Origin of the sequence: Nocardioides sp. dk884, assembly GCF_009557055.1 — a bacterium.
Lineage (GTDB): Bacteria > Actinomycetota > Actinomycetes > Propionibacteriales > Nocardioidaceae > Nocardioides.
In genome coordinates, this window is the sequence record NZ_CP045649.1 from 3,259,648 (window position 1) to 3,279,362 (window position 19,715).

Sequence of the window (19,715 nt, forward strand, 5' to 3'; positions counted from 1 at the left end):
ACGCACGCCCCGCCGACAGCGGCTCAGCGTGAGGCGTCCACGACGCGGGCCGACCGCTCGGTCTCCGCGAGGTCGTACGCCGCGTTGGCGGTGTCGTCCTCCTCGTCCATGGCGTCCCGGCTGTGCGCGCCGCGGTAGGTGGCGTGCAGCAGGTACACCGCCACGCCCGACAGCACGAGGATGACGGCGTACACGCGGTAGAGCCCCGACGGAGTGAGGCCCTGGCCCTGCAGGAACGTCGCGAGGTTGGGGGCGAAGAACGCCACCGCGCGCCCCAGGCCCATCATCAGCCCCACGGCCGCGGCCCGGATCGCGATCGGGTAGATCGAGGGACTGATGGCGTAGTACGCCGCGACGCCGCCGTTCACGGCCAGGCCGACCAGGACGGCGAGCACCAGCACCATCGTCTTGTCGTCGAAGAAGGCGGCGAAGGCGAAGAAGATGCCGAAGCCCAGGAACCCGATGATGGCGGTCACCACACGTGGGTGGATGCGGCGCGCGGCCAGGGAGAAGAGCAGGGCACCGATGACGCCGCCGGCGGCGACGAGCGCCTGGGCGGTGATGCCGAAGTCGGCGTTGCCGGTGGCCTCGGTGACCAGCTTGGCGGTCAGGCTGTTGGCGAAGTAGAACGCCGCGATCATCAGCGAATAGGCGATCCACAGCAGGATCGTGCGGCGCAGCATGATCCCGCGCAGGGCCCCGGCCACGAAGCCGCCCTGCTGCGCGCCGGCGCTGCGCGCCGCGGGCAGCTCGGTCGCCTGCTGGGCCCCGACCTTGGCGGCGATCTTGTTGTAGGCCTTCAGCGCGCCGGCAGGCCGCTTCTCGACCAGGAAGTCGACCGACTCCGGCAGCACCAGCCAGGTGACGACGAGGAGCACGGCGGTGACGATCGCGGAGAAGAAGTAGGGCCCGCGCCAGGTGAAGGCGTCGATGAGCGCGACCGAGAGGAAGCCGCCGATCGCCGCGCCCAGCGGCAGGCCGATGCCGTAGAGCCCCATGACCGCGCCGCGGCGCTTCTGGTTGGAGTACTCGGCGACCAGGACGCTGACGCTCGGGACGATGCCGCCGAGGAAGAGCCCGCCGAAGAAGCGGAAGGCGAGGAACGACTCGAACGACGTGGCCAGGCCGGCGAGGACCATGCCCACCACGATCAGCGCGAGCGAGAACAGGATGTGCTTGCGGCGCCCGATCCGGTCCGCGAGCGGGCTCAGGAAGATGGCTCCGATGCCCATGCCGAGGGTGCCGAAGGAGGCGACCAGGCCCTGCTGCCCCTTGCCGAGGTCGAAGTACTCGGTCATGGCCGGCAGCGTGAAGGCCGTCACCAGGATCTCGTAGCCGTCGACCATCGTCAGCAGGATGCAGAGCGCGACGATGACCCACTGGTACGGGCTCATCGGGTTGCGCCGAATAGCGTCGGTGAGTTGCACGGGATCTCCTGCCGCGTAAACGTGTAGTAAATGCACGGCCCCGTGCATCTAACGAGCAAGAGTCGGGCCAGCGATCCCACCTGTCAACCCCCCAGCGCCGTGGGGCATCCCTCGTCTAGGGTGCCGAGCGTGAGCGACAGCCGACCCGCACCCGGAGCCCAGACGCTCGCACGCGGGCTGCGCGCACTCGAGCTGGTCGCCGTCGCGCGCGACGGGGCGACGATCCAGGAGATCGCCGCCGAGCTCGACGTCCACCGCTCGATCGCCTCGCGCATCCTCTCCACGCTGGCCGACGCGCGCCTGGTCGCCCGCAGCACCGACGGCCGCTATCGCCCCGGCGCCGGCCTCGCCGCGCTCGCCACCGGGGTCCACGGCACCCTGCGTGCGATCGCCGAGCCGTTCATGCGCGAGCTCGCCAGCGAGCTCGGCGCCACGATCTCCCTGCTCGTCGCCGAGGGCGAGGAGGCGGTGGCACTCGCGGTCATCGAACCGCCGGCGTCGGGCTACGTCCTCTCCTTCCGCACCGGCGCCCGCCACCCGCTCGGCCGCGGCTCCTCGGGCGTGGCCCTCCTCGCCGCCGGGCCGCCGGCCCCGGGCGAGGCGGAGAAGGTCACCACGTCGCGCACCCGCGGCTACGCCGCCACCTTCGGCGAAGTCGAGCCGGGCGCGTACGGCGTCGCCGTGCCGCTGTCGCTGGCCGAGGGCATGCCAGCCGCCTGCCTCAACCTCATCACCTACCGCCCCGAGGTGGCGGAGTCGGCCGCCCCTCGGCTGATGGCGGCCGCCGAGCGGATCTCCGCCGCTCTCTCCTGAGCGATTCCGCTCAGGTCCTTGACAACCCCCGGATGCGGGTGGTGCCCTGTTATGCATCTCGTTGTGTAATTATCGACCAGCAACGTGTAAATAACGCACAGGAGCCCGCATGTCCCTCACGAAGGAATCCGCCGCCCGCGACGTGGTGCTGTCCTCTGGCACCCACGTCCGCTACTACGAGGCCGGCGACGCCGACGCGGCGAGCGTCGTGCTGCTCCACGGCTCGGGCCCCGGCGCGACGGGCTGGTCGAACTTCTCCGGCAACATCGGCGCCATCGCCGACGCCGGCTTCCACGTGATCGCCCCGGACATGCCCGGCTGGGGCGACTCCGACGCGGTCGCCACCAAGGACATGGACCACGACCGCGACCTGATCGAGCTGCTCGACGCCCTCGGCCTCGAGCGCGCCGCCCTGGTCGGCAACTCGATGGGCGCGCACACCGCGGTCCGCTTCGCGACGCTGCACCCCGAGCGGATCACCCACCTGGTCACCATGGGCGCCTCGCTCGGCAAGGGTCAGGCCAGCCTCTTCGGACCCTCCGGCGGCCCCAGCGAGGGCCTCAAGGTCCTGGTGCGTGCCTACAAGGACCCGAGCCCGGAGAACATGAAGGCGCTCGTCGAGATCATGACCTACGACACGGCGCGCTTCGCGACCCCCGAGCTCACCGAGGCCCGCTCCGCGGCGGCGCTCGCGCGCCCCGACCACCTGGCCAACTACGTCGAGGGCCTGGCCCACGGCGCGCCGATCCCGATCAAGGTCGACCGCGAGAAGATCCGCGAGATCCAGGCCCCGTCGCTGCTCATCCACGGCAAGGACGACCGGGTCCTGTCCTACGAGGTCACCCTCTGGCTGCTCGCCAACATCCCCCACTCCCGTGCCGTGCTGCTCAACCACTGCGGCCACTGGGCGATGATCGAGCACGCCGAGGAGTTCAACCGCCTCGTCGTCGACTTCCTGCGTCACAACTGACGAGGCGCCGCGATGACCGCCACCTCACACCTCGACACCGACGTCCTCGTCATCGGCGCCGGTCCCGTCGGGCTGACCCTCGCCAACCTCGTGGCCCTGCGCGGTCATCGCGCGACGGTCCTCGAGGCTCGCACCGAGCTCATCGACTACCCGCGCGGCGTCGGCCTGGACGACGAGGCGATCCGCACCCTGCGCACCGCCGGGTTGTGGGAGCAGATCGAGCAGTTCACCGTCCCGCACCACGTCGTACGCCTCGTCAACGGCAAGGGCAAGGTCCTCGCGACCAACGACCCGCAGACGCAGGAGTTCGGCTTCCCCCGCAAGCACGGCTTCAACCAGCCGGTGGTCGACCGCGAGCTCGCCAAGGGCCTGGGCCGCTTCGCCGACTCCTCCCTGCGCTTCGGGCACCGCGTGATCGACCTCGTGGACCACGGTGACCACGTCAGCGTCACCGCGGAGACCGTCGACGAGCACGGTGCCGTGACCGGCACCGCCTCCTTCACCGCGCGCTACGTCGTGGGCTGCGAGGGCGGCAGCTCCTTCACCCGCAAGTGGATGGGCGTGGAGTTCGTGGGCAAGTCGCCCTCGACCCGCTGGGTCGTGGTCGACGTCGAGAACGACCCGATCGGCGCCCCCAACGTCTACCTCGGCGCGGACCCGGAGCGTCCCTACGTCTCCATCGGTCTGCCCCAGGGGATCCGCCGTTGGGAGTTCATGCTCCACGACGACGAGGCGACCGAGCTGTGCGATGACCGCGAGTTCATGAACGGGCTGCTCTCGCGCTTCGTGCCGGACCCGGACGCGCTGCAGATCATCAACCAGCGCACCTTCACCCACCACGGTCGTGTGGCCTCGGACTTCCGCAAGGGCAACGTCCTGCTCGCCGGCGACGCGGCGCACCTGATGCCGGTGTGGCTGGGCCAGGGCTGGAACTCCGGCATGCGCGACGCGACCAACCTCGCGTGGAAGCTGACCGCCGTGCTCAACGGCGACGCCACCGAGGCGCTGCTCGACACCTACACCCTCGAGCGCCACAAGCACGTCTCGGACATGATCGACGTCAACATGACGGCCGGCACGGTCATGAAGATGAAGCCGCTCGGCGGCTGGGTCCGCGACCGCGCCGCCTCGGCGCTCAACTTGGTGCCGACGTGGAAGTCGTACTTCACCGAGCTGCGGTTCAAGCCGATGCCGCGGTACGCCGCCGGCGTCGTCGTCGACCAGGTCACGATGGAGCCGGGCACCGCCCAGGCCAGCTTCAAGGGCTCGCGGCTCGCGCCGTTCGTCGACTCCCCCGGCGCGGCCTCCCCCGTCGGCCTGCAGTTCATCCAGCCGCGGGTCAACACCACCGACGCCCGCGACGTGCTGCTCGACGACGTCACCGGCGACTGGTGGGCGCTGGCGACCTGGGGCACCAACCCCACGACGTACCTCTCCGCGGAGGACCTGGAGCTGGCGCGCCGCCACGGCGTCAAGCTGCTGAGCTTCATCCCCGAGACGCAGCGCGAGTGGGCCGAGAAGCAGTACGCCGACTCCCCCGCTCCGGTCACCGTCGTCGGCGACACCTCCGGCGCCCTCAAGCGCTGGTTCGACGTCCGCTCCTGCGGCCTGGTCATCCTGCGCCCCGACCACTTCATCGCCGCGGCCGCGCTCAACCAGCAGGCCTCCCAGGCCCTGGCCGCCGTGGCCGAGGCCGCATCGCTGTCCCCCGTCACCTCCTCGAAGGGAGCACTCGCATGAGCCTCGCGATGGTCTGCATGTCGCACAGCCCGCTGCTGGAGTTCAACGACCCGTCGCCCGCGGTCAAGGCCGAGGTCGACGCGGCGTTCGCCACCGCGCGCGCGTTCGTGGAGGACTTCGCGCCGACGCTGGTCCTCGCCTTCGCGCCCGACCACTACAACGGCTTCTTCTATGACCTGATGCCGCCGTTCTGCATCGGCTACGAGGCGCTCGGTGTCGGCGACTACGACACCGCCGAGGGCCCGCTGGTCGTCCCGACCGGTCTCGCCGAGCGGCTCGCGGAGTGGGTCGCCGACCGCGACCTCGACGTCGCGATTTCCCGCAAGATGGAGCTCGACCACGGCGCCATCCAGCCCCTGGAGATCCTCTTCGGCGGCATCGACGCCGTGCCGACGATCCCGGTCTTCGTCAACGGCGTCGCCAAGCCGTTCGTGAAGATGTCGCGGGTGCGCAAGCTCGGCGAGGCGATCGGCTCGTTCCTCGCGACGCTGGAGGACGAGCGCGTCCTGGTCATCGGCTCGGGCGGGCTCTCCCACGACCCGCCGGTGCCGCAGTGGGCCACGGCCGACGACGACCAGCGTGCCCTGCTGCTCAACGGCCGCCACCCCACTGCTGCGGCCCGCGACGCCCGCCAGCAGCGCGTCATCGACACGGGCAAGGCGTTCGCCGCCGGCACCGCGACCATCCAGGACCTCAACCCCGAGTGGGACCAGGCCCTGATGGACGTGCTCGCCTCGGGCGACCTCTCTCCCATCGACGCGATGACACCGGAGCAGATGGCGAAGGACGCCGGCAACTCCGCGCACGAGGTCCGCACCTGGGTGGCCGCCTTCGCCGCCCTCGGCGCGGCCGGGAGCTACGAGGTCACCTCGTCGTACTACCGCCCGATCCGGGAGTACATCGCCGGCTTCGGCGTGATGACCGCGCGCACCACCGACTGAGGTCCCCCCTCCCCCCACCCGGTCGGTCGGAACGACACCCGGGGCCCGCTCGCGCGGGCCCCGGGTGTTTCGCATCTGGGGGCCCAGTCGCCCCGGCCGACCTGCACGTGCGGGTCGGTGCAGTACTCGCCCAGCGCGCGCAGCATGTGCCGCTGGGGCGAGGTAGGGATGAGCCAGTTCGGCCATCGGAGCCTCCCGAGACGGAGTCGAGATGGGGTGCTGCCACTGGTTCAACCGTATGCGTGACCACCGACAGCCGGCGACGCGATCGCGCGGACGCCTCAGCCGGTCCGAAGCGACCTCGACGCGCCACGCGTGCTGAATGGGATGGACGTCCCGCTGCTTGTCGTCCCACCCCAGCTGGCGGACCTCGATCCCATGGACTCGCCCGAGGCTGCGATCGGCGTCAGCGGTGCCACCCCGGTGCACCTCGAGAAGACCCACTGGTCATCGGTCACAAGTGCCACACACCTGTTCGACGACAGTTTCCGGGTGCGTGGCTGCACCCGGTGAGAACCCGCCCCAACCATCCCTGCCCGTGCGAGCGTTCCCCCGGTGAGGAGGTGGCCGTGGACGAGCAGGCGCTGGACCGGGAGTTCGCCGAGTGGGCGGCGGGCACGGAGCGCGCGCTGCTGCGCTCGGCGTACCTGATCTGCGGCGACCTGCACCGCGCGCAGGACCTGGTCCAGGAGGCACTGGTCAAGGTCGCCCAGCGCTGGCCGCGGCTCCGCGAGGGCAGCCCGACCGCCTACGCCCGCACCATCGTGCTGCGCGACCACGTCTCCTGGTGGCGCCGCCGCCGGCTCGAGGTGCTGACCGAGGATCCCGGTGCCCGCGAGCACGCCGCGGTCTCCTCGGACCCCGACACCGCCCTCGTCGTACGACGCGCGCTGGCCAGGTTGACCCCGGCGCAGCGCGCTGTGCTGGTGCTGCGTCACTTCGACGACCTGACCGAACGCGAGACCGCCGATGCCCTGGGGATCGCGATCGGGACCGTGAAGAGCCAGAACGCCGCCGCACTGGCGCGGCTGCGAACCGGTGCCCCGGAGCTGCTCGAGCTGATCGGGAGGACCCCATGAGCGACCCCGCCGACCGCATCTCCCTGCACGACGCCCTGCACCGCGCGAGCGACGCGATCGAGGCGCCCGGCATGGCGGGAGCCGCACTGGCCGAGGCCCGCCGCCGGGGCGCTCGCCGTCGCGGCGTCGCCTCGGCACTCGCGGCGGCCGCCGCGGTCGTGGTCGTGGTCGTCTCGGTGCAGGTCGCCACCGACGATCCCCGGGCCGAGAACTCACCGCACCGCCCGACCTCGCCGACGACGGGCGCCGCGGCGACCGCGCCGCCCGTCCCGCGGTCGCGGGTGCAGGAGCTGTGGGACCCCCGTGGCGCCGGCGCCCTGCCCGCCCTCGATCTCGGCACGCCGCACGCGCTGCCCGCCGCGCCGACCGCGCCGGGTCCGATCGCCGAGGCCGTCGCCCTCCTCGACGACGACGCCCGCCCGCTGCTGGTGGCCGCCGACGGCACCGCGGTGGAGCTGGACCTGCCCGCGGACCTCGGTCGTTGGCGCAGCCTGGCCCTCTCCCCCGACGGCCGTCGGGTCGCGGCGCTCGGCCGGGCCGTGTTCGTCCGGGACCTCACCGAGCGGTCCTGGCAGCGCATCGAGCGTCCTCGCGGCATCGACGTCGAAGCCCACGTGCGCTGGTTCTCCGACGACGTCCTGGCCCTGGAGAGCTATCGGGGCACCGTCCGGCTGGACCTGCGCACCGGCGAGCAGCAGGCGCTTCCGTTCGCCAGGTCCACCTCCTCGTGGGCACCGGCACCTGGGGACGACTCCTACGTCGCCCACACCTTGTCCGGCGTCCATGCGCTGCGCGAGCTGCGCGGGGCCGAGGAGGTCGCCCGGACCCACCTGGGCCAGATCGGCAGCCTCCAACGGTTCGTGGTGAGCGACGACGCGATCGCCGCCGCTCGGGGGAACACCACCTTCCCCCCGACCGCACCCCAGGACCGGGACCGGGACGGCCTGATCGCCGTGGACCGCGGGACGCTGGAGACCCGCGCCTTGCTCCCCGTCCCCTACGAGAGCTCGTGGTACTCCGACGGCGGCAACCTCAGCCCGCTCCTCTGGCTCAACGACGACACCGTGCTGTTCGTCGTCCAGGCCCCGGACGCTCCGAGCGAGTACCTCCTCGCCTGGGACGTGGAGACTGGCGACCTCGCCCGCGTCACCGAGTGGCCGGCGGCGTACGTCGTCACGTTCGCCGTGGACCTGCTCACGGCCGCCGACGACGACTGATCGAACATGGCCGCCCCGGGCCGCTGGGCGGCCTCATCGCCGACGGGCTACGGAAGCCGGTCGCTCGCCCGAGACGGGTCGGCTCCCGAGGCGGCCGTCCTGGACCCCTCGTGCCAGCCGTGCCAGTCCAGGACGAGCACGGTGGCGTCGTCCTGCAGAGCGTGCCCGGCGGCCGCGAGGGCGGTGTCGGACAGCGCCCGGACGACCTCGCGCGGGTGCAGGTTCTCGGTTTCCGAGATCGCGCCGGGGAGGTCGAAGTCTGCGGCGTTGCGTTCGAGCATCCCGTCGGTCACGAACACGATCCGGTCCCCGGGCTCCAGGGTCACCTGTGTGCTGGCGTAGCCGCTCTCGGCGAACATCCCGAGCGGCAGGTCGGCGTCGCACTCCAGCACGGTCAGCGCCCCGTCGCGCAGCAGGTACGGCGGCACATGGCCGGCGTTGACGAGATCGAGGCGGCCGGTCTGCAGCTCGACGCGCCCGATCAGGCCGGCGACGAAGTCCTCGCCGGCACGACTGGCGGCGTGGTCCGCCAACGCATCATTGGTGAGCGTCACCTGCTCGATCAGCGACATGCCCCGACGGCGCGCACCCCGCAGTCCACCGAGGCACATGCTGGCCGTCAGCGCAGCGTCGACACCGTGGCCCATGGCATCGGTCAACGACAGGTGCAGCCAGTCCCGCGCCAGGCTGTAGTCGAAGGTGTCTCCCCCGATGTCGGCGGCTGGCTCCAGCCAGCCGGCGAGGGTGAACGAGGCCGCCTCGCACGTGCGAGCCTCAGGAAGCAGCCGCTGCTGGATCTCTGCGGAGAGGCTGAACTGCTGGCTGCGCTCCGCCCAGTCGAACAGGTCCGTGTGCCGGCGGTTGGCGATCACGACGAACGCCAGGAGGTGCGCCAGCTCGGCGAGCTCGGCGACGACCTCGTGATCCGGCTCGTCCGGCAAGAACATCTCGAGCAGCCCGATCGCCTCGCCCCGCTCGGTCACCGGGGCCAGCACGCGCCACAGATGCGCCAGCTCGCCGTCTGCCCCCGCGTCACCCGGGGCGAGCACCTGGACCGCCTGGGTGCGCACCGCCTGCTCCCCGGGTCCCCCGTCGAACGGGAGCACCGTCGCGGACTCCTCGTCGTCGCGGCGCTCGCGCCGCAGCGCGGGATCATGCCCGGCCCCCTGGCCCGGCGCGAGCGGCACGTGCGCCAGGCGCACCAGCGCCCGCCCCGACAGGTCGGCGATGAGGAAGGACACGGCGGCAGCGTCGAACGCCAGACCGAGCTCGCGCGATACCTGATCCACAGCCTCGACCGGTGAGGCCGCCTCCGCTGCCGCGATGAACCGTCTGACGTCTGCGAGTCTGCGCCGACGCACCATTGCGGGAGCGTATCGACGGTACGCCGCGGCGACTCCGGCAGGGTCGGCTCCCGACGGCGCGGCAGGCCAGGCCAGGCCAGGCCAGGCCACCATCGTCAGGCAGAACGCGATCGGCCACGCGATGAGAACTGCAGCGGCCAGTCCTTGAGCCCTCCAGGGTCAGGCCCACGCGTCATCGAGGTGACGACCGCGTGGTTTCAGACGTTGAAGCGATAGGTTCCTGGCACTTTCCGCCCCTCGCCGACTCTTGCGGAAAACACGCCCTGACCTGGACAAACACCTCGTTGCCTGCCGGTGGATAGTCGTCGTTTGCGGTCGATTTCAGTGCTCGTGAGGGCAAGTTGAGGGCAAGACGCCTCGTCCGGACGACCTGTGGACGCCTCCGCCGCGCGCGAGTCCGACCCGTGCTCGTGCATCACCAACCCGGGTAAGGGCAACCGCTGGACTCCTTGGAGCCGGCGCCACTAGGCGATGTTCACTGGGCGCCAGCCCTTCCCTGAGTCCATCTCGCTTTTCCAGGCTTTGGGACTGAACTCACGCGACTCAAACGCGAGCCTCTGCTGGAAGTCCACGAGCTCCCACCCATCTTCTCCCTGCGCAACCGTGAGGAGGTTGTCACTCCAGAAGTAGTAGGGATCGTCCTCGGCGTCGCCTAGGAATGGGCACTCGACGAGTTCGACGAGGTGCACCACGAATGCTCCACTGGAGGATTCCTGGGAGCGCACCCAGGCCTGTTCCCCGGGTGCAGTCCTGTTGCCGGGGAAGCGCCTTGAGTCCGAGATGACCTTCAAGGCCTCCTCCGGAATGTCGGCCGCGAGATGCTGCTCGAACACCTCCTGCCCCAGGCCCGCGGTCTGGTCTTCCACGGCGTGGCTCATCGTGAGCGCAAAAACCTCAGCTCCATACCGATCCGCCGGCCCAGCAGCAGCCTCGCTCAACTCCTCGGTAGACGGCTCGGCCGGCACAGCCTCGGTGTGCACCGGGCCACCCGGATCATCGGTACTTGGCCGCGCGAAGGGTCGGGGGTCGTGCTTGACAGGCAGCGCGCTCTCCTCCACCGAAGAACCCACGGTCGCCTCCTCCGCCGGCGTCGCACCCGGGCCCTCGCCGCTTGAGCACGCCAGGGCTGACGCAGCGGTCATGGTCAGTGCCAACCAGAGTGCGAGACGATGGGTTCGCAAGCTACCGAACCTCCTCAGAAGGCGTCCGCAAAGACAAGAACGTACACCTTCTGTCCTTTGTACGCCCACGCATCCGTAGTTCGCCAGCGCGCGCTCGGGCACTCGAAGGCGACCACCACGCTCAACACGTACGCGCACCTCTGTCCCATCGCCGAGGACCGCACGCGGGCTGCAGCGGAATCGATCATGATGGCGTCGCGGGGCGATAGCCCGTGGGCTCCGTGCAGGTAGCCGGGCCGCGACGTCCCTCAGCCAGCAGCGAAGCGACGCCGCCCGGCCCGTTCAGCAAAGGCGTCCAACACCTCGACGACCTCGCCGGCCACCCACACGCGGTTACGGCGGAAGTTGTTGGCGGGGGCCAGCACCTCGGCGGCGACCATCTGGTCGATGGCGGTCTGCGCGGCGGGCTTGGAGATACCCAACCACTCGGCCAGCCGGTTCACCGTGACGGCGGGCTGGCTCATCACCAGTGGCAGCGCCCGCCACACAGACGCATCCGAGCGCGCCTTCACCCGTCCTGCCCAGTCCTCACGGATCGCCACCAGTTCTCGGACCAGAACCTCCCCGTTGCCGATCGCTGCGAAGGCAGCCCGCGAGAAGGCGCTGACGGTCGGATCCAGCTCGCCCGACCGGTAGGCGGTCAGGGCGTCGTAGTAGCCCTCCACCTCGCTCAGCAGGCCAGCGGAGACCGGCACGGTGATCCGTTGGGTGATTCCGTACGAGCGCAGCATCGCCTGCACCAAGGCACGGCCGGTACGTCCGTTTCCGTCGGTGAACGGGTGGATGGTCTCGAACTGCGCGTGGGCGACGGCCACCTGCAGGAACGGCTCGATGTCGACACGGCGGGTGAACGCCACCAGATCGTCGATCAGGCTCGGGACGCGATCGGCCCGCGGCGCAACGAACGACGCGGTGTGCGGCGAAGATCCCTTCGCGCCGATCCAGACCGGCTCGGAGCGAAACGCACCAGCGTGAGCAGGGTCGCTGTCGTGCAGCAGTGCCGACTGGACGTCGATGATGGTCTCCGCGCTGATCTGGTCGGACAGCGCGACAGCCTTCTCCATCGCGGCGGCGTTCGCGGCGACCAGATCAGCATTCGGGCGGTCGGACTCACCGATGCTGGCCATTGCCAGGGCCCTGGCCCCGGCGGTGATCTGCTCGATCTGCGAGCTCGACGCCGACTCCGTGCGCAGCAACACCGCGGCCAACGGACTGACCTCTTCCCCACCCAGCGCGCTCGCCATGGAGGCGTCGAAACGGGTCAGCGCGTTTGCCGCCTCAGCAGCTTCGGCCGCCGCTTCGGGAGAGACGACCAGGGCCAGCTCGGCGATCCTCGGCGGTACGGAAGCGGTGTATGGCCCGCGACTGCGCAGCCGCTCTCTGCGCGACATCTGCCTGGCCTCGTCCGGTGATGGCGCGGACCACTCCACCTGCTCAGAAGAGCAGGCCCAAGGGTTCGACGCAACGGGGGGCATGCAGCGATCTTAACCAAGGATCAGCGCTTAACCTTTAACAAGAGGCATCCTAAGTCAGGCTTTTCCGAACACCCTTGGTGAAGGGCCCAGCCACCTCAGGCTCTGGGCGGCTCGAGTCCACAGCCGGAAGGGGCGCGCCACGCAGAGCGGGTCCTTGGCGGCGACGGAACCCATCTGGCACCGGCACCGTTTGACGGTCGTGACTTCGCGCGTCGACTATTCCGTTTGCTTCTTTGGCTTCATCAACGGCCGGGGCGCCCAGGGCCATTGACAAGGCGCTGCACGTCCACTTCTTCTGGAAGGAGTCCAACGACGACGAGAACGAGGGCTCTGCCGCCCGATCGTCGCCTCGGAGGTTCATCCGTACGTCGACCCGGCTCGTCCCGACGAGCCGGGTCGACGTGTCTAGGTCACCCGCGCCGGGTCAGGAGCCAGACGCGGGCGCGCTGCAGCCAGGGCAACTCGCCGAACACGATGGTCGGCACGGCAACCGTCGCCAGTACGAACGTGCGCAGGACCGTGTTGGCGTCGCTTAGCCACGGGCCGAGGACCAGCGACAGTACGGTCAGGGTCGGGAAGACCGCCAGCCAGATCATGACGGCCATCTGCGGCCGGGTGGGCGGACCGACCGGCGCGGGTGCGGTCGCTCGGACGTGGCTGGTGTCGGCCTGGCTTTGGGTGATGGTGCTCATCGACTTCTCCTTGGGGTGATGACGGGGTGTCGAGCAACCACGGTGGTAGCGCATGACCATGCGGAGAAGGCACAGCTCAACCGGGGACTGGCGGTCCCTGTCTGAACCATCGCCGGCGACGCATGATGGGGGCATGATCGACCGTGCCGGCCTGGCCGACTTCCTCCGCCGGCGCCGCGACGCCCTGCGCCCCGAGGACGTCGGGCTGCCGCCGGGCTTCCGGCGCCGCGCGCCGGGACTGCGCCGCGAGGAGGTCGCGCAGCTGGCCGGGATGTCGACTGACTACTACGCCCGGCTGGAGCAGCAGCGTGGCGCGCACCCGTCGGCGCAGATCGTGGCGTCGCTGGCCCGAGCGCTGCGCCTGGAGCTCGACGAGCGCGACCACCTCTACCACCTCGCCGACCTCACGCCCCCGGCGCGGCGGGCGGGGCGGCACATCGGTCCCGGCCTGCTCGCCCTCGCCGACAGGCTCACCGACGTGCCGCTCGTCATCGCCACCGACGTCGACGAGGTGCTCTGGCAGAACACCCTCGCCGACGCGGTGCTCGGTCACCGAGAGCCCGGGACGGGTCGCGAAAGCAACATCACCTGGCGCTGGTTCGCGGTCCCCGGGAGCCGGGACCGCTTCCCCGGGGAGCACTGGTCGACCCATTCCGCCGCCCACGTCGCCGACCTCCGGGCGACCCACGCCAGGAGAGCCGGCGACCCCGACGTCGTCGAGCTAGTCAACGACCTGCTCGAGCGGAGCGCGGAGTTCCGCAGGCTCTGGGAGCGGCACGAAGTTGCTGTACGTCGACACGCGCTCAAGTCGATCGTGCACCCGGAGGTCGGGCTTCTCGAGCTGACCTGCGAGATCCTCTTCACGCCCGAGGAGGACCTGCGGATTCGTGCGTTCCTGCCGGTCGAGGGCACCGATGCCCGGGAGAAGCTCGAGCTTCTCCGAGTGATCGGCACGCAGAGTTTCGAGCAGAGCGGCACCTGACGCAGGCGCCCTCGGTGCGCGACTGCCGACGATCCTCGACGGTTGTGGCTCTCATTTAGCCTGCGTGACCCGGGCGTCGCCCACATCGACGAAGACAGGCCGAGTCGTCATGGGGATGGACCCGCACAAGCGGTCGGCGACGATCGAGGGGGACTGCTGCACGAGCGCGCAAGCCAGTAGTTGCTTGGCTCGGGAATCGTCGTCCGCTTCGCGGCGGATAGACGCAGCTGGACGCGGGCGTCCGGGTGACCTTCGGCCCACAGCCCGGGTCGGCTACGCAGGGTCGAGCCGCGTCGATCACGCAGCATCTGGGTGGTCGTGAGTGGTGAGGGCCCAGTGTCGGTGGTGGCTGTTTGACTGTTCTCATGCAGGCGGACCCGGTGTGGGATGAGATGTCGGAGGACGAGGTCCTCGACTTCGCCGGCGCCTGCGCCGAGACCGCACAGCGGGCCGAGGTCGACCTGCTGCACGCGGCTTACCAGTGGGCGGTGATGCACTGCGCGCAGCGGTTGGACCCCCTCGAGGCCGCCAAGCCCGGCCGGGAGAACGCGCGGCGGCTGGGCGGTGCCGGCGTGTCTGAGGTGAGCGAGTTCGCTGCCGCGGAGCTCGGCGCGCGGATCGGGCGCTCTCCTTACGCCGCCGCGCGGCTGATCGCCGACGCCCAGGACCTGCACCACCGTCACCCGCGGCTATGGGAGAGGGTGCAGGCCGGCGAGGTACGCGCGTCGTACGCCCGTCACGTCGTGACCCGGACCCGCGACCTCAGCGTCGAGCAGGCGGCCTACGTCGACGCGGCGGTGGTCGAGTCCGCCGACGGGCGGATCACCTGGTCCCGGTTCGAGGCGCTGGTCGAGGGCAAGGTCGCCCAAGCGGCGCCCGAGGTCGCGCGGGAGAAGGAGGAGCGGGCCGCGAAGGCGCGGTTCGCCAAGAAGCTGCGCGGTGAGGCGCACGGGATGGCCTCGTTCATGATCCGCGCCGACCTCGCCACGATCGAGGCGATCGACGCGGCCGTGAGTGCCAAGGCCACCCGCATCGCGCAGGCCCAGCCCGACGCGCCGCACCGGCAGACCGACGACGAGCGACGGGTGTACGCCGTGCTGCTGCTGGCCACCGGCGCAGAGCCCGCCGCCGACCCGGCCGACCTGGTCCCCGACGTCCACCTCGTCGTGCACGTCTACCACGGCCCGGACCGCGAGGGCATCGCCCGGATCGAGGGCCACGGTCCGGTCACGGAGGAGTGGGTGCGCGAGGTGCTCGGGCCGCGGGCCCGCTTCCGGATCAGACCCGTGCTCGACCTCGCCGGTCAGGCGCCCGTGGACGGCTATGAGATCCCGGAGCGACATCGCCAGGCCGTGCATCTGATGACGCCGGCCGACACCTTCCCCTTCGCCTCCTGCACGAGCACCTCGATGCAGGTCGATCACACCATCGCCCACGATGACGGCGGTGCGACAGGCGTGGGCAACTACGGGCCGATGACCACCTTCCACCATCGGATCAAGACCCACGGCCGGTGGCAGGTCCAGCAACCCTTCCCGGGCATCTACGTGTGGCGCGACCCCCACGGCGCCCTCTTCCTCGTCGACCACACCGGCACCCGCCGGATCCCGACCCGATTCACCGAGCCGGTGGCCGTCGAGCTCTGGCACTCCCCGATCAAGATCGAGTACGCCGCTTGACCACACGCAGCAGACGCGGCTACTCGTGAGCGGCGAGCCTAGGTGGGACGGTTCCGCGCTCGAATCTCCCATCGCCTGGGGGTGCGGATTCAGTCGCTACTACGACCCTGCAACTGCCACGGCCTGGCGTGACGCCTTGACGCGCTGAGCTGCGACCAGGGAACGTCTTCAGGTTGGCGGTTCGGGCTGCCGGGGCCCACGAGGATGCCGCAATAGGGACACACCCAGTTAGGTGCACTCCTCGTCAAAGTCCGCAATGTCGGGCCCGCAGGCAGTCAAGAGCTGCTGGATGTGCAGCGTCATCGGGGCGCCGTCGGCCTGGTAGTCGACGTACAGGTCGGACACCTGCGCGCCACCTCGGTCGGCCGTGAGGGTGACCACCAGCTCCTCGAAGCCGAACTCGATGGGTTCGCTGCCGCAACTGTGGCTGACGGGTACACCGGAGACCCCCTCTTCGAAGGACCCGCGCAGTGGCACCTTCACGTAGGGCTCATCGAAATTGGGAGGGCTGCCTGCGCCCATGGCAAACGGGTAGTAGGAGTCTTTGACCCGGGCGGTTCCCCGCGCGAAGTCCGCCCGGGTCACTGTACGAATCCAAGCCGAGACCTCGAGGGGTTCGACGGGCGCTGTGAACCGGACGTCTTCCAAGACGATGTCGATGTCTTCCTCGGTGGAGCAGAGAAGGAAGGTGCCCCAGCTGGCGGCCCACGGTTGATTACCAGGGGGGCTGAAGAGCGACTTGCCGCCGACGCTGCTGCTTGCCGACAGCGGTCCGCTGCCGTCAACATGCACGGGCCTCTCGGTCGTAGCTCCTTCGGACTCCTGACTCGAACACGAGGTTGTAGCAGCGACGACACCCAGGAGCGCAGCGGAGACCGCTGCGCCCCTGAGTCGCCGGCGAATGATTACCCGCGGATTAGGCATTCCTGAGACGCTCCATGACTTTCCCGGCCCTGTCCGGGATGTCGTTGCTGCCACACAGCCACCGGCCGGCAGTGATGCTGTATGTCAGACGCGCCTCTTCGTTGTATGCCCGCGTTGAGCTCAGGTCGATCCCAATGATGCCCTTGAACTTCACGCCGGCCGAGTACGTGTAGGAGTTCGCGCCGGCGAGTTCCCGGTGCCAATTACCATCGCTGGTGAATCTCACGCACTTGCCCCAATCGGGACGGGTCACGCCACTGGTGTTCTCGCCAGCCTTACCGGTATAGCCCGTCGGCCTCCAGTAGACGACGTCGGGTTCGTCGCAGGGCTTCTGGGTGAAGTAGGAGAACACCTTCGTGTACTCCACGCCGACCCGGTAGCTACGGGCGTACGTCTTCATAGTCCAGTCGAACCCCGAGCTGCGAGAGGTGGTCGCTGCCCCGGAGGTCCCGAAGTCCCAACCGGATCCTGCGGTAGCAGCCGCCACTCCGAAGCTTGCGACGAGCGAGTCCGTCGACTTCACCCTGTGGGCCATCCGGGACCCATTGCCGCCGATGGGATAGGCGGTACCGATCGTGGCCGTCCGCTTACGCGTCCGACCGGTGTAGGCGCCGTAGCAGACCACCTGGTCCGGAGTGCCAGCCACGGCCCGCTCGGGGACGCTGACCGGATCGCCAAGACCGTCGTCTCCTGTCCCATCGGTCTCGTCGTCAACGAGCGTGGACCCGTCCCCCACCTCAGCCACGTCGAGAGCTACTGGTTCTTGATCTTCCGCAGCCTGGGTGCTGAGCATGGCGATGTCCTCACCGATGGAGAACGGCTGAACCTTCGCACTGCGGAGAGCCTTCGATGTCACGGCCACGGTGGGTGCAAGCGGGTCTACCCACTGCATCGTCCCATCGCTGGCGAGGACGGCCCGCACCGAGCCTGTGCCCGCGCCCTGAGCATTTCCCGCCTGGTCGAACGTGACGACTTGAAGAGTCGCTAAGCCGTCCTCGGTGAGGGTGTTGTCCGGCAGCGTCTCGGGAGCGATGCGCACTGAGTAGGTGTCACCGTCCACGGTGATGCTCGAGTCCGGCAACCAGTAGATCGGCGCCGCAGCCTTGGACCCGCCCATGACTTCCCGGTCGACATACACCGCGACACGGTCGACGCCGGAGTCCGGAAGACTCCCGGCGATAGCGAGGGGCGCCGCATCTACGGCCCCTGCTTGCGGAACGAGAGAGACGAAGCTCCCGACCAGAGCAGCGACCGCAGCCGCCGCCAAAGAAGTCTGCAATCGTGTGTTGCGGGCGTGAACCATGGTCCACCACATCCATTTATGTTATGGAAATCTCTCTCCGAGAAGTATTGATTTGTAGGTTCACACCGGACGTGGGCCTTCGTCCATACGCTGATCCGGGTATTCAGCCAGCTACCCAACTCGGTCGTTTCGTCCCCAGCGGCGTGCGGCGTGCGCCGAACAAGTCGGAGGGGGATCAGTAGACGCGGATTCTTCGAGCCCGTCAATGGCGGTGCCACGTGCTCGACTTCCGCCGCTGGGCGCATCAGGGCCGGACGAACACCTCGCCGGCGTCGCCGCGCAGGCGCCACCGCCCGCCGCTGATCGCGTCGGACGCAACGAGCCTGCAAGCCGAGACCGACGCGAGGGCACGAAGTGCATCTGCGTAGCCCAGGTCACTATCCGAGAACACTTGCCCGCCTGCGGCTTCACTGCCGGCATCACGTGGCAGTTCAGGACGGGCATGTCTTCTCCGAGGCCCTCGAGCCGCAGTTGAACGTAGTCGTGAACGTCCCAGAGGGTCGGCTGGTCCTGACTCTTGTTGTCGTGTCGCATGGCGTCGCGTCTCTCTCAGGCGGTGGCGGTTACGGCTCGTCAGTCACCAAGGGGCCGCGAGCGTGCCCTGGCGATCACGTCGCCCCAGCCAGGGGCGCGTGTCCGGGCCGCGACGGCGAGGGACCACGACCGATGGGATGGGACCAGTCGTCGACCTCGACCGTCGTCGTAGGACGCAGTTACCGTGATGGGTCTCGGAGAGGAAGGCTATGGCGTCCATCGAGCAGCAGTCCGGGGTTCCCGATGCCTGAGGGCATCAGCCGGCGCGGCGACTCCTGGCGGGCGCGCTACCGCAACCCCGAGACGGGCCGCCAGCACGAACGACCTTCGACAAGCAGGTCGACGCCGTGCGGTGGCGCCGCCAGCAGCTCGACGCCCTGGACCGGGGCCGCTGGGTCGACCCGGAGGCCGGCAAGGTCTCCTTCCTGGCCTACTTCGAGGCCTGGGGGCGCGACCAGCTGTGGACCGACGGGACCCGCAAGGCGATGTCGCTGGCCGCCCAATCCACGACCTTCGCGGAGCTGGACCTGCGCCTGATCCGGCCCAGCCACGTCGAGGCGTGGGTGAAGTCGATGACCGTGCCCACCGCCACCCGGGCGCGTCCGCTCGCTCCGGGCACGGTCAAGACCCGGTTCGTCAATGTCCGGACCGTGTTCCGCGCGGCGGTGCGCGACGGCATGATCGCCGTCGACCCGACCGGCCAGGTCCGTCTCCCCCGGCTGCGCAAGCGGGAGGCGGCAATGACGATCCCCACCCCCGAGGTCGTCCGGGCGATCCTCGAGGCCTCAGCGCCGCGCTTCCGCGCCTTCGTGGGGCTGTGTGCGTTCGCCGGCCTGCGGCTCGGTGAGGCGACCGCCCTGCAGGTCGGCGACGTCGACTTCCTGCGCCGCCAGGTGCACGTGCGACGGCAGGTCCAGCGCCTCGACGGCGCGGTCGAGATCCGGCTGCCGAAGTACAACTCCGAGCGCACCGTCCACGTCCCCGACGCGCTGCTGGAGATGCTCGCCGAGCACGTCGCGCTGGGGCTGGCCTACGACTGGCTGTTCGCCGAGGTCGAGGACGTCCCGCCGCACCAGAACACCATCGGCTACCGGTGGCGCACCACCCTGGAACGGGCCGGGGTCGCGGGTGTCCGCCTGCACGACCTGCGGCACTTCTACGCCTCCGGGCTGATCGCCGCGGGCTGCGACGTGGTGGCCGGACAGCGCGCTCTCGGGCACGCGAAGTCGACGACCACGCTGACCACCTACGCCCACTTGTGGCCCTCCGCGGAGGACCGGGTGGGCGACGCCGCGGCGTCCCTGTTCACCGAAGTCGTTGGTTCTGGTGAGGCACAGTGAGGGCAGAACGGCCCTGAAAATGCCGGAAACCGCCTCTGACCTGGGCGAACAGCG

At 69.8% G+C, this 19,715-nt stretch carries 16 protein-coding genes; 9 read left to right on the plus strand and 7 right to left on the minus strand.

Annotated features, from left to right (window positions below; genetic code table 11):
• Positions 1-23: 23 nt before the first annotated feature.
• Positions 24-1,427 (minus strand): MFS transporter, encoded by a 1,404-nt coding sequence (locus tag GFH29_RS15625; RefSeq protein ID WP_194288962.1) that lies wholly within the window; start codon positions 1,425-1,427, stop codon positions 24-26.
• Between the two features lie 129 nt (positions 1,428-1,556).
• On the opposite strand from GFH29_RS15625, the gene GFH29_RS15630 reads away from it, so the two are divergent.
• From GFH29_RS15630 to GFH29_RS15655, 6 genes are all read left to right on the plus strand, one after another.
• On the plus strand, positions 1,557-2,240 hold the full coding sequence (locus GFH29_RS15630) for an IclR family transcriptional regulator (RefSeq protein ID WP_228387539.1): 684 nt from the start codon (positions 1,557-1,559) through the stop codon (positions 2,238-2,240).
• Positions 2,241-2,349: 109 nt separating this feature from the next.
• Positions 2,350-3,210 carry an alpha/beta fold hydrolase gene (locus GFH29_RS15635; protein ID WP_153324720.1) on the plus strand — a complete coding sequence of 287 codons (861 nt, stop codon included), beginning with the start codon at positions 2,350-2,352 and terminating at the stop codon, positions 3,208-3,210.
• Positions 3,211-3,222: 12 nt separating this feature from the next.
• Positions 3,223-4,950, plus strand: a complete 1,728-nt coding sequence (locus GFH29_RS15640) for a bifunctional 3-(3-hydroxy-phenyl)propionate/3-hydroxycinnamic acid hydroxylase (RefSeq protein ID WP_153324721.1) — start codon at positions 3,223-3,225, stop codon at positions 4,948-4,950.
• On the plus strand, positions 4,947-5,891 hold the full coding sequence (locus GFH29_RS15645) for a 3-carboxyethylcatechol 2,3-dioxygenase (protein ID WP_153324722.1): 945 nt from the start codon (positions 4,947-4,949) through the stop codon (positions 5,889-5,891). The genes GFH29_RS15640 and GFH29_RS15645 overlap by 4 nt, the downstream gene beginning before the upstream one ends.
• Positions 5,892-6,460: 569 nt before the next feature.
• The gene (locus GFH29_RS15650) at positions 6,461-6,970 is read left to right on the plus strand and encodes a SigE family RNA polymerase sigma factor (protein ID WP_153324723.1); all 510 of its coding nucleotides are present in this window, start codon (positions 6,461-6,463) and stop codon (positions 6,968-6,970) included.
• A complete protein-coding gene (locus GFH29_RS15655; RefSeq protein WP_153324724.1) occupies positions 6,967-8,187 on the plus strand; it encodes a hypothetical protein in 1,221 nt (406 codons plus the stop codon). The genes GFH29_RS15650 and GFH29_RS15655 overlap by 4 nt, the downstream gene beginning before the upstream one ends.
• Before the next feature lie 47 nt (positions 8,188-8,234).
• On the opposite strand, the gene GFH29_RS15660 is transcribed toward GFH29_RS15655, so the two are convergent.
• From GFH29_RS15660 to GFH29_RS15675, 4 genes are all read right to left on the minus strand, one after another.
• Positions 8,235-9,428 (minus strand): PP2C family protein-serine/threonine phosphatase, encoded by a 1,194-nt coding sequence (locus GFH29_RS15660; protein ID WP_228387540.1) that lies wholly within the window; start codon positions 9,426-9,428, stop codon positions 8,235-8,237.
• Positions 9,429-10,015: 587 nt separating this feature from the next.
• Complete coding sequence (locus tag GFH29_RS15665) at positions 10,016-10,621, minus strand: hypothetical protein (RefSeq protein WP_153324726.1); 606 nt, start codon at positions 10,619-10,621, stop codon at positions 10,016-10,018.
• A 359-nt stretch (positions 10,622-10,980) separates the two neighbouring features.
• On the minus strand, positions 10,981-12,207 hold the full coding sequence (locus GFH29_RS15670) for a Fic family protein (protein WP_153324727.1): 1,227 nt from the start codon (positions 12,205-12,207) through the stop codon (positions 10,981-10,983).
• A gap of 410 nt (positions 12,208-12,617) precedes the next feature.
• Positions 12,618-12,899, minus strand: a complete 282-nt coding sequence (locus tag GFH29_RS15675) for a hypothetical protein (RefSeq protein WP_228387541.1) — start codon at positions 12,897-12,899, stop codon at positions 12,618-12,620.
• A 133-nt stretch (positions 12,900-13,032) separates the two neighbouring features.
• On the opposite strand from GFH29_RS15675, the gene GFH29_RS15680 reads away from it, so the two are divergent.
• Both GFH29_RS15680 and GFH29_RS15685 read left to right on the plus strand, forming a co-directional pair.
• The gene (locus tag GFH29_RS15680; protein ID WP_153337344.1) at positions 13,033-13,881 is read left to right on the plus strand and encodes a helix-turn-helix transcriptional regulator; all 849 of its coding nucleotides are present in this window, start codon (positions 13,033-13,035) and stop codon (positions 13,879-13,881) included.
• A 365-nt stretch (positions 13,882-14,246) separates the two neighbouring features.
• Entirely contained in the window at positions 14,247-15,560 is a 1,314-nt protein-coding gene (locus tag GFH29_RS15685) for a DUF222 domain-containing protein (protein ID WP_153324728.1), read from the plus strand.
• Positions 15,561-15,788: 228 nt separating this feature from the next.
• Here GFH29_RS15685 and GFH29_RS15690 read toward each other — a convergent pair whose 3' ends face one another.
• Complete coding sequence (locus tag GFH29_RS15690; RefSeq protein WP_153324729.1) at positions 15,789-16,352, minus strand: hypothetical protein; 564 nt, start codon at positions 16,350-16,352, stop codon at positions 15,789-15,791.
• Positions 16,353-16,476: 124 nt separating this feature from the next.
• Positions 16,477-17,799 (minus strand): hypothetical protein, encoded by a 1,323-nt coding sequence (locus GFH29_RS15695; RefSeq protein WP_153324730.1) that lies wholly within the window; start codon positions 17,797-17,799, stop codon positions 16,477-16,479.
• Between the two features lie 869 nt (positions 17,800-18,668).
• Here GFH29_RS15695 and GFH29_RS15700 point away from each other — a divergent pair.
• Complete coding sequence (locus tag GFH29_RS15700; RefSeq protein WP_228387542.1) at positions 18,669-19,661, plus strand: tyrosine-type recombinase/integrase; 993 nt, start codon at positions 18,669-18,671, stop codon at positions 19,659-19,661.
• The last annotated feature ends 54 nt before the right edge of the window (positions 19,662-19,715 follow it).